Consider the following 15,763-nt stretch of genomic DNA (forward strand, 5'->3'; position numbering starts at 1 on the left):
GCTTTATCCAAGTCTTAAGTAAAAGAAACTTTCGGCGTTTGGCGTTTTTCCGGCGTTTCTATTTCCAGATGTTCGGCAGGATTAAAATTAAATAGGCCGGCCAGGATGTTGTTCGGGAAATTCTCCCGGCCGTTGTTATAAGTCATCACCGCATCATTGAAAGCCTGACGCGCAAAAGCCACTTTATTCTCGGTGGATGCCAGTTCTTCCTGAAACTGCATCATATTCTGATTGGCTTTGAGATCGGGGTAAGCCTCAGCCAAGGCGAACATCTTGCCCAAGCTGCCCTGAAGCGTAGCCTCAGCGCTGCCCAGTTGCCGGATCGCTCCGGGATCGGAAGGATTTGCCCCGGCGGCCTTAAGCCCGGTCACCGCCGCATTCCTCGCACTGATCACCGCGTCCAGCGTCTCCCGTTCATGCTTCATATAGCCTTTAACAGCTTCAACCAGGTTTGGTATCAGGTCGTAACGCCGGGTCAATTGAACATCTATCTGGGAAAAGGCATTTTTAACGCCGTTGCGTAAGTTAACGAGCCGGTTGTAAATGCTGATAAAAAGCAATGCAACGATGACGATAAAACCGATTAACACGAGCAATACAGGCATGACATTATCTCCATGAAATACAAAGGATGCTTTAATCATACAAGAGGGATTACACTCTGTCCTTTGTTATTGCCAGTAATTTATGTCTTATGCTCGTCGATAAACGCCTGAAAATTATGTTGGCGATAATTGTTATCGCAATTATCGGTATTTTTAACATCGAGCCCATTGCCCAGGATCCGGCTTACCATGACTTTGCCGATCAGCGCCGCATCGTCGGCATAGCCAATTTTTTTAATGTGCTGTCCAATTTGCCGTTTGTCATCATCGGCATCATGGGAATCAGGTTGGTTGCGTCACATAAGGCAACCGGCGGATTGGTCGAACTTCAGGCGATGTATTTGACGTTCTTTATCGGAACACTGTTAATCGGTTTCGGCTCGGCGTATTACCACTACCGGCCTGACAATCAAACCCTGCTGTGGGATCGCCTGCCGATGACGATAGCCTTCATGGCCTTGTTCAGTGCTATTGTCGGGGAATATATTTCAACCCGGCTGGCATGGAGATTATTTGTCCCGTTGCTGATGTTAGGCATTGCCTCAGTGGTTTACTGGCATGTGACGGAGCTGAACGGTCACGGCGATTTGCGCGTTTACGCGCTGGTGCAATTTTTACCGATTTTGTTGATACCGCTGATTCTGTGGCAGTTTGATTCAAAACTGAACGGGGATAACTATATCTGGGGCATTATTGGCATTTATGCCGTCTCCAAGCTCATGGAACTGTTCGATGCTGGGCTTTACGGTATTCTTGGGTTACTCAGTGGACACTCGTTAAAACACTTGCTTGCCGCGTTCGGGGCGCTGATTTTTTATTGGGCGTTGCGGGAACGGCGCTGATCTCGGAAAAGACATTGAAAAAGTTACAGACACAAAAAAAGGCGTGCCGAAATCGGCACACCTTTTTGAAATCGAATTCCCGAAAAAATTAAGCTTTTACCGCATCAGCAATTTCATTGAATGCTTCAATTCTTGCCTTGCTTGTCTTGACTATGTCAACACCCGTATCGACAATCATTTTGCAAAGCCCAGGTGTTTTATAGACCATCAAGCCTAAATAACCGACAGCCGGAACGGCGATCAAAGCTGCAATAAAGCCGTTAAGTCCGACAACTCCCAGCAGTTTTATAAGTAATACAACGGCATCCAAAGGCAATAAAACCATGGCGCCAAAATAGACTATTACCATGAATACGGACACCACAAAAACTACAAACTGAAGTAGCCTGACCAACGCAACGTTAACTTTTTTCATATTCCTTTCAATTTCCTGATAGATCTTAAGGGAGGCTTTTTAGTCAGAAAATGACTCTCGACCCTAGTATGTAGTCGTCAATAAAAACCGCTTTTTGAAGCGTCAAATTATACCTTAACACCGTCAAAATAATTCATTTTTTTCGGCTTGGTCCGGTTCATTTTTACGAAGAAAAAAGCGATATAAAACGGAGCCGGCAATAAAGCCGCCTAAATGAGCCCACCAAGCCACATCGACAGCAACCCCTCCAAATATCATTGCTGTTGTCGCACTGTGTAATTGAACCAAAATCCACAACCCTAAAAAACCAATGGCTGGAACATGAATGACTATAGGTAAAAACAATATAGGAATCCACACTACAACGCGTTCAAGCGGATAAAGAAAAAAATAAGCCGCCAACACACCAGCTATAGCGCCTGACGCCCCTACTACAGGGATAGCCAGGTTGGGGTCGAACAGCCACTGTAAAAAAGTCGCTAAAAGGCCGCATACCACGTAAAAAATCAAAAATGGCAGCCGCCCCATTCTGTCCTCGACATTATCGCCGAATATAAACAAAAACCACATATTCATAATAAGATGCAGCCAGTTTCCGTGCAAAAACAGGCTGGTCAAAAAAGACAAGTAACCATCGAAAGGCAGTCCATAATAAGGGTTGGTATAGCGAATAGGCACCATGCCGTAAAGATTAATCAGCCGGTAACTTAACTGATCGGGCATCAATTTCATTGCCACAAAAACGATAATACAAATGGCCATTATTCCCCAAGTGACTAAAGGTCTTGAATGGCAGGGCGCTGTATCTCTAATTGGTATCATGGCTTTTTCCTGATCTATGTAGACGCAGAGACGTTATTTTTATGGCTAACCTAGCTTAAAAGCTAAAAAACCGATTTGCAATAAATAGTTATTTAATCATAACCCTGAGCGCAAAAAGCTTATAATACATGCAAAGATTGATTCCTATCATCCTTGCACTTTAGCAACCCACTTAAAGATTCATGCATTCTAATCCCATAAAAAAAACTCCATCATTTTCAGACCTATTGCTAGACGAACAATTGCTGACGGCAGTTAAAAGACTTGGTTTTGAGCAGCCTACGCCCGTGCAACTACAGTCGATCCCCCTTGCTCTGGAATATAAAGACCTGCTGGTCAGCGCCGAAACAGGTAGCGGCAAAACCGCTGCATTCTTGCTGCCCGCACTACACCATCTGTTAACCCTGCCCTCCAGAAAACCCGGTGTACGGGCATTAATACTGACCCCGACCCGAGAACTGGCTCAACAAATCTTTAAAAACTGCCAACAACTCACTGAATTTACCGACCTGAAAACAGGCCTGATCACCGGTGGTGATGATTTTAGGCTACAGCAGAACATGCTCCGCAGAAACACGGAAATTGTTATTGCGACCCCAGGCCGGGTGCTGGAACTGATGGAGCAAGAGATACCTAATTTTAGCAACCTGGACGTGCTGATATTGGATGAAGCCGACCGCATGCTGGACATGGGCTTTAGCGAAGACGTACTGACCATCGCCAACAGCTGCAATGAGCAGCGGCAAACTTTGCTGTTTTCCGCCACCTTGACGCATTTCGGCGTTATCAGAATGGCTGACAAGTTGCTGAAAAATCATGAAGTCGTAGCTTTAAATACCCTGCATGACGGTCACCGAAACATTGAGCAACAAATTGTACTGGCTGACGACAATGATCATAAGCAAAAATTACTGGCTTGGCTGTTGCAAAATGAAACCTATGATAAGGCGCTGATCTTCACTAATAGCCGGATTCAGGCAGACGCTCTTCGCGGACCGCTTCGCGGCCAAAAACTCCGCGTCGGCGTGCTGCATGGCGAAATGGATCAAAAAGATCGCAACCGGATGATGGAATTATTCCGCGAAGGTACAGTCAACATCATGATTGCTACCGACCTTGCCGCCCGCGGCCTGGACATTAAGGGCATCAATCTGGTCATTAATTTTGATGTACCAAGAAACGGCATCAATTATATCCATCGCATAGGCCGGACAGGCAGGGTCGATGAACTGGGCTTGACGATTGCGTTGGTAAAGCACACCGAATGGAATTTAATGTCCGGCATTGAACGTTTTTTGAAACAGAAATTCAAACAGCGCAGTATCAAAGAGCTGGAAGGCAAATATAAAGGCCCTAAAAAACTTAAAGCGTCCGGAAAGGCAACGGGCGGCAAAAAGAAAATAGAACCTAAAAAAGCGGCTGCCGAAAAAGTCAAAATCCGGCACAGGGACAAGAAGAATATCGGTAAAAGGCGTGCACCTACAGCTAAGCCAAGCGTAGAAATAAGCTAGACATAAAAAAAGCCCCGTTCGCAATACTCGATTGCGAACGGGGCTTTTTTGTTTGGATAACCGACTTACTGGATTAAGAAAGCTTACCTATTACCTGTTTGACCAAGTTATCAGGCTTAAAGGGTTTAACAATATAAGACGTTATTCCTGCCATAATGGCTTCCTTAACCTTGTCTCCTTCGGACGAAGACGTCAACATTATCCATGGAGGTGTAACTAGTTTTTCATCCTCTTTAACGGTCTTATACAAATCGAGACCGCTCATACCCGGCATGTTCCAGTCGCATACCACGATATTGATTCTTACCTTTTTCATCATTAGCAGTGCTTCTTCCCCACCCGGCGCGTCAAAAACGTGGGTAAATCCGGCCTCTCGCAGAATAGCTTTGGTTAGTGTACGCATTGAAGCTGCATCATCTACAATCAGAATTTTTTTCTGTAGCAATTCTTGTGATAGTTCCATTCTTGTTCCAAATTATGCTTATGGGCACAGCAATACTTAATTAAAGCATTTTACAAGAACTAGAGGTACTCGACAATAGAATATAAAAATAATGCAGAGTAATTCACTATTTACGAAAAAAAAGGTTCACTATTAGCGTTAAGATAACACTAACAATGAGCATAGAAGTAATCGGGATAAATATAAATCGTTGCTCATTCTCAATACGTATGTCGCCGGGCAATTTGCCAAACCAGTTAACCAGCCAAGGCGCATAACTAACAACAAGCCCGATAACCACCAAAATAACGCCAATCGCTGCCAACAATTTTCCGAGTGTCATTTGTAGCCCTCACTTTAATGTTTATTCACAACCATTATGTCTTGCTAACAAGAAAAGCCCCCGTTAAGGTAAAATAGTAATCATTATTTTATCTTGCGACCAGAAAAAACAGTCGGTTCTGTGCAGGAACCTATCGGAACACATTACATGTTGAGAATCACTGAACTTAAACTCCCACTTAATCACCCGGAAAACATGCTCAAAACTGCCATACTTGATCGGCTTGGCATCAGCGCGGAAAAACTCATCACGTATACAATATTCAGGCAAGGCTTTGATGCGCGCAAACGCAATGCAATCTTGCTTGTTTACACCCTTGATATCGAAACAACAAATGAACCAGCGATTCTTAATCGCCTGCAAGACGACCCGCACATCTCGGTAACGCCCGACAACACTTATCATTTTGTCACTCAGGCGCCAAGGAACCTGGCATCGCGTCCTGTTATCATCGGCACAGGTCCTTGCGGGCTGTTTGCCGGGCTGATTCTTGCGCAAATGGGCTTTCGTCCGATCATCCTGGAGCGTGGAAAAGAAGTGCGGGAGCGCACCAAAGACACTTTCGGTCTTTGGCGCAAAGGCGTGTTCAACCCTGAATCCAATGTGCAATTTGGCGAAGGCGGCGCCGGTACTTTTTCCGACGGTAAGTTGCATACCCAGATCAAGGATCCGAATCACTACGGGCGCAAAGTGCTCACTGAATTTGTCAAAGCCGGCGCGCCGCCTGAAATTCTTCATGTCAGCAAGCCTCATATCGGCACATTCAGGCTAGTAAGCGTAGTCGAACAGCTGCGTGCGACTATCGAGTCCTTGGGCGGCGAAATCCGTTTCCAAAGCAAGGTTGATGACATCCTCATCGATAACGGACAGGTTCGCGGCGTAACACTCGCCGGCGGAGAAACGATTAATACTAATCATGTAGTACTGGCGGTCGGCCATAGTGCGCGCGACACTTTTAAAATGCTGTACGACCGAGGCGTTTACATTGAAGCCAAACCTTTTTCGATTGGATTTCGCATAGAACATCCGCAGTCATTAATCGACACTTGTAGGTGGGGCAGCAATGCCGGCAATCCGTTACTGGGTGCTGCCGATTACAAGCTGGTGCATCACTGTAGCAACGGACGCTCTGTGTACAGCTTTTGCATGTGCCCTGGCGGCACTGTAGTGGCCGCCACCTCGGAACCGGGACATGTGGTTACCAACGGCATGAGCCAATACTCGCGAAACGAGCGCAATGCCAACAGCGGCATTGTCGTTGGCATTACGCCTGACGACTATCCCGGACATCCATTGGCAGGCATCGATTTTCAACGCCGCCTGGAAGCCGCCGCCTTTAAGCTGGGAGGAGAAACCTATGAGGCCCCGGGACAACTGGTTGGCGATTTTCTCGCTCATCGGCCTTCATCACAGCTAGGCTCGGTACAGCCATCCTATACGCCGGGCGTTCATTTGTGCGATCTCAGTTCGGCGTTGCCGGAATATGCAATAACGGCAATACGCGAAGCCATCCCGGCTTTTGATAAAAAAATAAAAGGCTTTGCGATGAAAGACGCCGTGTTGACAGGCGTTGAAACCCGCACCTCATCGCCAATCCGCATCAAGCGCAACGAGTACTACCAAAGCCTGAACGTCAAAGGACTGTACCCTGCCGGAGAAGGCGCCGGCTATGCGGGTGGAATTCTTTCCGCTGCCGTGGATGGCATCAAAGTCGCCGAGGCGTTGGCTTTGGACATGAGCAAATAACCTTTGCATTTGCCATAAAGAAGAGGCAAGAGAAGCTTCAATTAAAGCCTCTCCTGTAATCTGAAGTTACCTGGGCTTAGCTCACTTCGAGCGTTTGGTCGTATTAAATACAAACGAGGAGACAACGCCATGCTTGTCAAACTTAATAACCAGATCTTCGGTACTACCATCACCAAACAAGGTGTAATAGTAATTACCGTAGGTCCATGTTTTCATGCCACTATCAAGGCCGGTTCTCCAAGGATTCCCGAATGTGGTATAGATGTCATTCTGGGTGGTTTCCCCTATCTTGATGGTTGATACCGGGGCGGTAGGGAATTCATGCCCAACCGTAGCGCATCCTGAGGTTAACAAAACCATCGACACAAACAAGCCGCCTAACGTTTTTTTCAGCAACCCTGCAAAGTGTGTTGAGCCCAAACAATAAATTTTCATTTTACTCGCCATATAGTTAAAAAATACTGTGCTATTAATAGTGTTAAGTTATTGATTCGCCTTCTTTAAGCCACTGTTCAAAAAACTGGCGTTCAGGCAATGGCTTGCTGAAATAATAACCTTGGTAGCAAAGGCATCCATTCTGCTTTAAAAACTCCAGCTCCATTTTTGATTCAACACCTTCCGCAACAACCCCCAGATTCATATGCCGAGCTATCGCAATAATGGTGCCTACAAAAATAGCCTCATCTTCATTTTTAGTAATATCTTCCACAAAAGACTTATCAATTTTTAATTGATCCACCGGCAAGTGTTTTAAATAGCTTAATGATGAGTAGCCGGTACCAAAATCATCTATTGAGAAGGTATACCCTAGTTTTTTCAGCTGCTTGATTTTATCAATAGCGACATCGACATCATTCATCAATAACCCTTCGGTAAATTCCAGCATGATTCTTGACGGACTTACCTGGTATTGCTTCACAAGCTTGCTAAGTATGCCGATAAAATCCTCATGATAAAACTGCCTCGGACTAATATTAATCGCTAAATGAGGCAAATGCGCCTGTTGCTTATCCCACTGCCTAAGATGAATAAATGCCTGCTCAAGCACCCAAGAACCCAACGCCTGAATCAATCCGCATTCTTCTGCAATAGGAATAAACTTGTCAGGCGGAATAAAACCCTTTTGGGGGTGATTCCAGCGAATAAGCGCTTCAGCTCCAACCAGCTTACCGTGATAATCGACTTGTGGCTGATAATACAAAGACAGCTGATTTTCATCCAAAGCATGGCGTAGTTCTTTCTCGATCAGCATTCTTTCCATAGCGGCTTCGTGCATGCTGTTTTGGAAAAATTGCAGCATATTACGGCCGCTTTCTTTAGCGCGATACATCGCCGTGCCTGCCTGTTTCAGTAAATCGTCAGGTATGTTGGCATCCTCCGAGAACATAGCGATGCCGATACTCGAAGAAATATATAACTTGTGGTTCATAACCGAATAAGCCTGGCAAATGCTATATTGCAGCTTTTCGGCAATATATCTGGCTTCATTGCATGCCTGTTCTATTTGTCCACTCAATTCAGTCAAAATAACAACAAATTCATCGCTACTGATACGAGCCACCGTATCGCAATCCCTGACACAGAGCTTTAACCGGTAGGCAACTTCCACAAGCATCCTGTCCCCGGCTGAATGCCCGAGGGTTTCATTAATGTTCTTGAAATGATCCAAATCAATAATGCACAGTGCGCCGTTCTTCCCTGATCTTCCGGTAATCGCCAACTCCTGGGCCAAACGATCATTTAATAAACGCCGATTGGGCAATTCGGTTAAAGGATCGTAAAAAACCAGCCGCTTAATTTCTTCCTCGTCATTTTTTAACTGACTAATGTCACTAAAAATAGCGGCATAGTTACTTATTTCATTGGTCTCATCGTCCCGGATTTCGGTAATGGTTAACAACTCGGGATAAATTTCGCCATTTTTACGCCGATTCCAGATTTCGCCTTGCCAAAAACCATATTTATTGATTTTCTCCCACATGACGTTATAAAACTTTTTATCATGCCGTCCCGAACTGATAATGGCGGGGGTTTTACCAATAACCTCCTCTTCCGTGTAGCCGGTAATTCTGGTGAAGCCGGCATTACAGGTCTGGATGACGACATGCTTATCGGTGGTGATAACCCCTTCCTGGGTATTATCAATAATCTTTTTCGCTAAACAAAGGCTCTTTAACGAATCCTTTAACAATGCATCCCTGTGTGCCAGGGATTCTTTAAGCTCTTCTACATAAGTGCTGCGAAATCCCGCCAAAATGTCAGTCAAGTTAATGATGCCGATTAAATTATTTCTATTATCGGTAATACCGAGATGGCGAAAACCGTTTCTAAGCATTATTTTCTTCGCTTGATAAAGGCTTTCGTGCTCATTGACGGTCACGAGATCCCGGCTCGCATAATCCGCAACAGTCGGGTTCAGTATTGAAGAAGCCAGTGCCTTGACCACATCCCGTTCAGTCAGGATACCGATTGATTCGTCAGAAAATTCAACTCTTACCGCATCTGAATGTGAGGAATTCATAAGCTTGCTGGCTTGAGCTATGCCCTGCGTTGATTTGATCATCGGTGGAATAGGTTTTAATACGCTGCCCGCCGTTTTTAAAACCAGGAAGAACTCAAAATTATGTTTTTTGATCACATCCGTTTGAGAAATAATGCCCTGCTGTTTGCCATGATCATCGATAACAACATAATGCCGAACACCGTCTTTTTTAAACTTGAGTGAAACTTCCTCTAAGCTCACGTTTTCATTAACACATATAACCGGACTGCTCATGCTTTCTGAAACAGGCTTGGAGCGTGCATCGGGGACTGAAAAATCAAATTTCAATGCATCCCTTTCGGTCCAGATGCCAATGATTTCGCTATCCGCCACAATTAAAATAGCGCTACATTTTTGCTCCGTCATTTTGACCGCCGCATCGTGTATCGACTCATCGGGTAAACAAGTCAATAACCGGGTTTGGGTGATATCCTTTATCGAAGTGGCATTTAAATCAAAATTGCTCATGTATCCTCTATTTGTAAGGCTTAGCCTACGAATAATATCATCAAGGCGGTATTAACTAAAATTCGGTCCTGATAAACACCAACTAGCGCTCAATAATTTATCGACGCCGAGACTGCGATTAATCCAATTGCGTTAACTTTTCGGATCTTATTTACACCCCATAAGCCGCTCAATCGTCAATAAATCCCAAGCAAATCTGGCATTAAAAGTCCGTTCAAATTAAAATAGCCAGCTTCTTATTGAGCGCATTCAATAAATATAGCGCGACTTTTAAACCTGATGGACTTTTAATGACTGATTATAAATTGACCCACCTTAAACAACTGGAAGCTGAAAGCATTCATATCATTCGTGAAGTTGCAGCCGAATTTGAACGGCCGGTGATGTTATATTCCGTCGGCAAGGACTCCGCCGTCATGTTGCATTTGACCATGAAAGCCTTTTATCCCGGTAAGCCGCCTTTCCCGCTGCTGCATGTGGATACCACCTGGAAATTCAAGGAAATGATTGAGTTTCGCGACCAGATGATCAGGAAACTGGGTCTTGAGTTGCTGGTTCATATCAATCCGGAAGGCATAGCCCAAGGTATTGGGCCTTTCACGCACGGCAGCCAAATACACACCAACGTAATGAAAACCGACGGCCTCAAGCAGGCGCTGGATAAATACCAATTTGACGCCGCGTTCGGCGGTGCAAGACGTGATGAAGAAAAATCACGCGCCAAGGAACGGGTTTATTCGTTCCGCGATAAAAACCACCGTTGGGACCCGAAAAACCAGCGCCCCGAGTTATGGAACATCTACAACGGCAAAATCGACAAAGGCGAAAGCATTCGGGTATTCCCGCTGTCCAACTGGACAGAGTTGGACATCTGGCAATACATCCACCTGGAAAATATCCCGATCGTACCGCTGTATTTTGCCAAGGAACGACCTGTCGTTAACCGCGACGGCATGCTAATCATGGTCGACGACGAACGCATGCCGATCCGCCCGGACGAAAAAGTAGAAATGAAAATGGTGCGTTTCCGCACCTTAGGCTGTTATCCGCTAACCGGCGCAGTTGAATCAACTGCAACGACGCTGCCGGAAATTATTCAGGAAATGCTGTTAACCACCACCTCTGAACGCCAAGGAAGGTTGATAGACCACGACCAATCCGGTTCCATGGAGCAGAAAAAGCGTGAAGGCTATTTTTAAAAGCAGGCAAAGGGCGAAAGACTAAGGGCTAAAAGATGGCGCGATTTGAAGACTTGGATGTTTGGCGGCGCTCATCACGACTTTGTGTCGATATTTACAAAGGCTTGGTACTTGTAAAGATTTTGGTTTTAAAGATCAGATATCACGCTCTTGCTTGTCTATACCCAGCAACATAGCAGAAGGTTTTGAGAGGGGCAGCGATAAAGATTCAAAGAAATTCTTTTATTACGCAAAAGGCTCCTCCGGTGAATTGCGTACTCAAATCTACATAGGTATCGAAATTGGCTACATTCCAAAAGAAACAGGTATTTCCTGGAAAAACGAAGCAGAACACATTTCAAAAATGCTGTCCGCTCTAATAAAATCACGGTCAGCCTAGCTTTCGCCTTTTGCCTTGAGCCTTTCGCCTAACTCAATATAATTTTTATTTTTGGAAACCCCATGTCCCACCAATCCGATTTAATCAGTACCGATATAGACGCGTATTTGGCTCAACATGAACGCAAGGAATTATTGCGTTTTTTAACCTGCGGCAATGTCGACGACGGCAAAAGTACGCTGATCGGCCGCCTGCTGCACGATTCCAAAATGATCTATGAAGACCAGTTGGCCGCGGTCCAGGCCGACAGCGCCAAATCAGGCACCACCGGTGCCGGCAAGATCGACCTGGCATTATTGGTTGACGGCCTGCAAGCCGAACGCGAACAAGGTATCACCATTGACGTGGCGTACCGCTATTTTTCCACCGCCACGCGTAAATTCATCATTGCCGACACTCCGGGGCACGAACAATACACCCGCAACATGGCGACCGGCGCTTCAACCTGCGATTTAGCGATCATCCTAATCGATGCCCGCTACGGCGTGCAGACCCAAACCAAACGGCACAGTTTTATTGCGTCGTTGTTGGGCATTCATCATATTATCGTCGCCGTCAACAAAATGGATTTGGTTGAGTATAGCGAAGCGACCTTCAACAAAATCAAACAGGATTACCTGGATTTTACCCAGTCGCTGGCTTTGCAGGACATCACCTTTATCCCGATGTCGGCGCTGGACGGCGATAACGTGGTCAATCCCAGCGCGCACATGCCTTGGTTTACCGGTCTGCCGCTGATGGAAGCGCTGAACAGCATCGAAATCGCCAATGACCGCAATTTCAAAGACGCCCGTTTCCCGGTGCAATACGTCAACCGCCCCAACCTCGATTTTCGCGGTTTTTGCGGTACGGTAGCATCCGGCATCTTTAAAAAAGGCGACAAGATCACCGCCCTGCCCTCAGGAAAAAGCAGCAAAATCAAGTCTATCGTGACCTATGACGGTGAGCTGGAACAAGCATTTTCGCCGATGGCCGTCACCTTAACGCTGGAAAACGAGATCGATATTAGCCGCGGCGATACGATAGTCGGCACCGAACAATCACCAGCAACCGTATCGGACAAATTCAAAGCCACTATCGTCTGGATGGCTGAAAATGCGCTGGCGCCGGGCAAGCAATACATCATCAAACTGGCAACGCGCAGTGTGCCGGGTTCTATCGCAATGATTCACCACAGAATCGACGTTAACACCCTCGAACACCATGACGCTACCGAGTTGCATTTGAATGAGATCGGCTCCTGCACGGTGTCCGTGAACGCGCCGGTGGTTTTCGATCCGTACCTTACCCATAAAGGCACTGGCGCATTCATCATCATCGATCGCCTTACCAACGGCACCGTCGGCGCAGGCATGATTACCGGAAGCACCGGCGAGGAAAGCCTGCAACCGGTCAGCGCCAAAGAACGCGCCGCGCGCTTTAGCCAAAAAGCCACAGCGGTTGCCCTGACCGGGGCGAACAGCAAGGAGGCCGCTTATCAGCTGGAGCGGAAATTATTCGATAACGGCCATGCCACAACCGTTTTAGAGACTCAGGACACATCGCTGATAGACGCTATCAAAAACGCCGGATTGATTTGCCTATGCGTCAATCACAGCGACAATTTGGCGGATATTAGTTTTAATACCGATAGTCAAGCCCTTGATGACATTTACAACGGCCTGAAAGATCAAAAGATTATCTATTAAAATCTGGCTACAGGAGCGGCTACCCAGCGTGCCGCTCCAACAGCAGTGCGTGAGTTTCTTAGTCTCCTCATTTATTGCAAGGGAATCAATTCTGACATTGGCAGAAGATAATGTAAGATGAAAAACTCATTTATTCTTTCAACCTGATACGGTAAGCCCGAAGTCCATAACCCTAAAATGAAAAATTCCGAATTCTCAAAAATAAGAGCTTCAGGTGTGGGCTATTTGATTAATAGTATCCAGACCTTATTTGTCGGTTTGTTAAGGGTATGGACCATCCCCATTGTATTGATGTTGAGCGTCGCATCAGGCTTCACCACCTACTACGGCTTATCTCATTTCATTACCTCATGGATTGCACTGATCATTACTATTGCGGTCCAATCCATTATCGTGATTTGCTCGCTGGAAATTGCCGGGATGCATTGGCGAGCCAACCGCATCCGCTATTTCTCCGTGCTGTGCTCCTTGTTAGTTGCGCTAACCGCCTCGGTTTCCTTCTCTTATTTCAAGTTTTATGAGATTTCCCAACAGGATAATCTGCACATTAACCGTTTAAATCAAATCAGAACCGACACAAAATCCTATTTAGACCGCGTCCTGATCGTCAAAGGCGATGTTTTAAAACAACAGCGCACCGACCTGGAAAAAGCGACGCTTGATGTACAGCAGGCGTATTTTGGAACCCATGCGCAAATTGCTGAAGGCTATAAGAAGCAAGTCGGCGAAGGCCCTTTTTGGAAACATTACAACCAGATTTATCTGGAGAAAAAAGAACAACAGGCCAAATTCGATCATGATTTTTCTGAATTGGACAAGGATATCCAAAAACTGCAAGTCAGCATCAATGCGCTGGATATCGCAACCAATATTGAAAGCGCTTATTCATTGATGCTGGAGAACTTCCAGAATGTCCAGCTGAAGATCAATCTGCTCTCCGGCAATATCAGCCAATCCTTGCCGGAAGCGCCGTTATTAATGACCTACAACCAGTTTAAAGCCCCTGTCCAGCCTTCGGTCGCCATGTGGTCCGATTTTTCGCTGTTCGCTTTTATTTGTGCGGGCATGGTTGAATTTTTCACCGTGCTGCTGTCATACCGTCTTGAATTTACGGCCCCCGGTCCATTGACCGCCGAGGAAGAAAACCTGGTTTTTGAATGCTTAAGGCAGTTTACCGAGTTTCGAATCAATAAAAATAACGAACTCGAAATGACTATCGAGAAAACCGAAATAGAGCGGGCAAAACGTTATTCCGACTGGTCCAGGATGTTTGCCGTAGGCTTATTGTTAAGTCGCGGTTTTCTAAGAAAAATCGATGATAAAACCGTAGAATTCGCCCCTAATCTTTATCCCTTGATTGCTGAGAAAATGAGCGATAAGGTTAACAGATTAAAAGCCGAGTCCCCTATTGCCAGATAAGTAGATGCTGATGAATAGCTCCAGAACTGAAATCGATAAATGGTTGGCCGAAGGTACCTTGGTAAACGACGATCTTGCCAGCCCAGAGGCATGGGAAGTCGTTTTTGACGCTGATCGCCAGCTTGTCCATACCAAAATCGGGCCTTATTGGAGATTATTTTTACGTCCCGAAGGCTTTGTTAAACGCTTTTATCACCATGTTTATGCGTTGCCGGTCGAAAACTGGCTCATCACCCAGCAAATCAGCCTCTACGATGGTTTTTGTACAATTGATGTAACGCTGGACATTCGCTTTCAGGCCACACTGAAGTATGCACTTGCCAATATGGACATCTTGTCCGGCATTAATGCGCACATAAAAGCCACCTATGAAGACTTGCTGATCAATCTGATCGATAAGGAGCTGCTGAGTTTATCGGATGGTGCCTGGGTGCAAAAAGGCGTAGCCGATATTGAAGCTAGAATTTCCCTGGCAGTGAGTGAAATGCTGGTTTTGCAAAATATCCAATCGCAAACATTATGCTCATTAAAACCTTCCTTTAAAGAATTCCCCGATGTGCAACTGGCCCAGGAGAGCGTTTATTTATCCGTTCTTAAAAGAAGTTTTGAGTTTAATGATACGAAAAGGAAGGAATTGTTTCGTCAGGAACAAGAAGTTGAACAGCAGAAGCTGGAACACAAGCAGAAGCAACTTGATCAATTCAATCGCGATGCCGAGCTGGAGCGTTTGAAGCAAGCTCAGGAAGCTTTAAACAAAAAGCTGTTGCTGGAAGAAAGGGAAAAACAACTACTCGAACAGTTTGAAATTGAAAGGCGGATCCATATCGAAAAAATTAACCATGCCAATAGCCTTAAGGAGATAACGCTGGAAGCGGAACTTCAGGAGCAGCAAAAACACGAAGCCAGCCTGAGACTTGCAGAACAAAAAACTCACACCGAATCATTGGCGCATCAAGCCAGGTTAAAAGAAAAGGAACTGGAAGCCGATATTGCTAAATATGAGCACCAGCAAGCCAGATGGAGAGAAGCCAAGGATAAAGCCCATGCCCAGCAAATAGCTCTGGAGCAGCGTCAAAAACAGCTGGCGTTTGATACCGACGCCGAGAACCAAAAACGTCGTGAACAGCAGCGTATGGAAATGCAGCAAGCAAGCTACAACAAAAGAAGAGAATCCGATCTTTATCTTCGCAACGAAATCGAGTTATTGGCTCTTGAAAAACAGCACCTGGATTTACAATTAGCGGTAACGGAAGCAAAAAAGAAGGCCGGTAACATCAAGCCTTAGCTAAGGATGGGGAGGTCGCAATGAACCCCATCCTGCGCAAGGCCCCCAAGCGTTCCA

General features: G+C 45.8%; 15 protein-coding genes. 8 read left to right on the forward strand and 7 right to left on the reverse strand.

The features are described 5' to 3' along the window. Positions 1 to 14: 14 nt before the first annotated feature. Complete coding sequence (locus M0R47_RS07950; RefSeq protein ID WP_292552810.1) at positions 15 to 605, reverse strand: LemA family protein; 591 nt, start codon at positions 603 to 605, stop codon at positions 15 to 17. 89 nt (positions 606 to 694) lie between these two features. On the opposite strand from M0R47_RS07950, the gene M0R47_RS07955 reads away from it, so the two are divergent. Then, complete coding sequence (locus tag M0R47_RS07955) at positions 695 to 1,447, forward strand: ceramidase domain-containing protein (protein ID WP_292552813.1); 753 nt, start codon at positions 695 to 697, stop codon at positions 1,445 to 1,447. A gap of 88 nt (positions 1,448 to 1,535) precedes the next feature. Here M0R47_RS07955 and M0R47_RS07960 read toward each other — a convergent pair whose 3' ends face one another. Next, positions 1,536 to 1,862 carry a hypothetical protein gene (locus M0R47_RS07960; protein WP_292552816.1) on the reverse strand — a complete coding sequence of 109 codons (327 nt, stop codon included), beginning with the start codon at positions 1,860 to 1,862 and terminating at the stop codon, positions 1,536 to 1,538. Between the two features lie 123 nt (positions 1,863 to 1,985). Continuing rightward, positions 1,986 to 2,684: a rhomboid family intramembrane serine protease gene (locus M0R47_RS07965; RefSeq protein WP_292552819.1), complete on the reverse strand. Its 699-nt coding sequence runs from the start codon at positions 2,682 to 2,684 to the stop codon at positions 1,986 to 1,988. Between the two features lie 227 nt (positions 2,685 to 2,911). Between M0R47_RS07965 and M0R47_RS07970 the strand changes: the two genes are divergently transcribed. Next, entirely contained in the window at positions 2,912 to 4,195 is a 1,284-nt protein-coding gene (locus M0R47_RS07970) for a DEAD/DEAH box helicase (protein WP_366513178.1), read from the forward strand. Positions 4,196 to 4,268: 73 nt separating this feature from the next. Here the strand turns inward: M0R47_RS07970 and M0R47_RS07975 are convergent, their stop codons facing one another. Continuing rightward, a complete protein-coding gene (locus tag M0R47_RS07975) occupies positions 4,269 to 4,658 on the reverse strand; it encodes a response regulator (protein ID WP_292552823.1) in 390 nt (129 codons plus the stop codon). A 106-nt stretch (positions 4,659 to 4,764) separates the two neighbouring features. After that, the gene (locus tag M0R47_RS07980; protein ID WP_292552826.1) at positions 4,765 to 4,980 is read right to left on the reverse strand and encodes a DUF2905 domain-containing protein; all 216 of its coding nucleotides are present in this window, start codon (positions 4,978 to 4,980) and stop codon (positions 4,765 to 4,767) included. Positions 4,981 to 5,127: 147 nt separating this feature from the next. On the opposite strand from M0R47_RS07980, the gene M0R47_RS07985 reads away from it, so the two are divergent. Beyond that, complete coding sequence (locus M0R47_RS07985) at positions 5,128 to 6,726, forward strand: NAD(P)/FAD-dependent oxidoreductase (protein ID WP_292552829.1); 1,599 nt, start codon at positions 5,128 to 5,130, stop codon at positions 6,724 to 6,726. 81 nt (positions 6,727 to 6,807) lie between these two features. On the opposite strand, the gene M0R47_RS07990 is transcribed toward M0R47_RS07985, so the two are convergent. Beyond that, positions 6,808 to 7,161, reverse strand: a complete 354-nt coding sequence (locus M0R47_RS07990) for an outer membrane protein assembly factor BamE (RefSeq protein ID WP_292552831.1) — start codon at positions 7,159 to 7,161, stop codon at positions 6,808 to 6,810. 43 nt (positions 7,162 to 7,204) lie between these two features. Then, entirely contained in the window at positions 7,205 to 9,736 is a 2,532-nt protein-coding gene (locus M0R47_RS07995) for an EAL domain-containing protein (RefSeq protein WP_292552834.1), read from the reverse strand. 290 nt (positions 9,737 to 10,026) lie between these two features. Between M0R47_RS07995 and cysD the strand changes: the two genes are divergently transcribed. From cysD to M0R47_RS08020, 5 genes are all read left to right on the forward strand, one after another. Next, entirely contained in the window at positions 10,027 to 10,935 is a 909-nt protein-coding gene (cysD, locus tag M0R47_RS08000; RefSeq protein ID WP_292552837.1) for a sulfate adenylyltransferase subunit CysD, read from the forward strand. A gap of 61 nt (positions 10,936 to 10,996) precedes the next feature. Then, complete coding sequence (locus M0R47_RS08005; protein ID WP_292552840.1) at positions 10,997 to 11,314, forward strand: four helix bundle protein; 318 nt, start codon at positions 10,997 to 10,999, stop codon at positions 11,312 to 11,314. Between the two features lie 62 nt (positions 11,315 to 11,376). Continuing rightward, positions 11,377 to 13,002, forward strand: a complete 1,626-nt coding sequence (gene cysN, locus M0R47_RS08010; RefSeq protein ID WP_292552843.1) for a sulfate adenylyltransferase subunit CysN — start codon at positions 11,377 to 11,379, stop codon at positions 13,000 to 13,002. Positions 13,003 to 13,179: 177 nt separating this feature from the next. Next, positions 13,180 to 14,421: a hypothetical protein gene (locus M0R47_RS08015; RefSeq protein WP_292552845.1), complete on the forward strand. Its 1,242-nt coding sequence runs from the start codon at positions 13,180 to 13,182 to the stop codon at positions 14,419 to 14,421. Positions 14,422 to 14,431: 10 nt separating this feature from the next. Continuing rightward, positions 14,432 to 15,706: a hypothetical protein gene (locus M0R47_RS08020; RefSeq protein ID WP_292552847.1), complete on the forward strand. Its 1,275-nt coding sequence runs from the start codon at positions 14,432 to 14,434 to the stop codon at positions 15,704 to 15,706. Positions 15,707 to 15,763 lie beyond the last annotated feature (57 nt).

Origin of the sequence: Methylobacter sp. (assembly GCF_023227905.1) — a bacterium.
Classification (GTDB): Bacteria; Pseudomonadota; Gammaproteobacteria; order Methylococcales; family Methylomonadaceae; genus Methylobacter_A.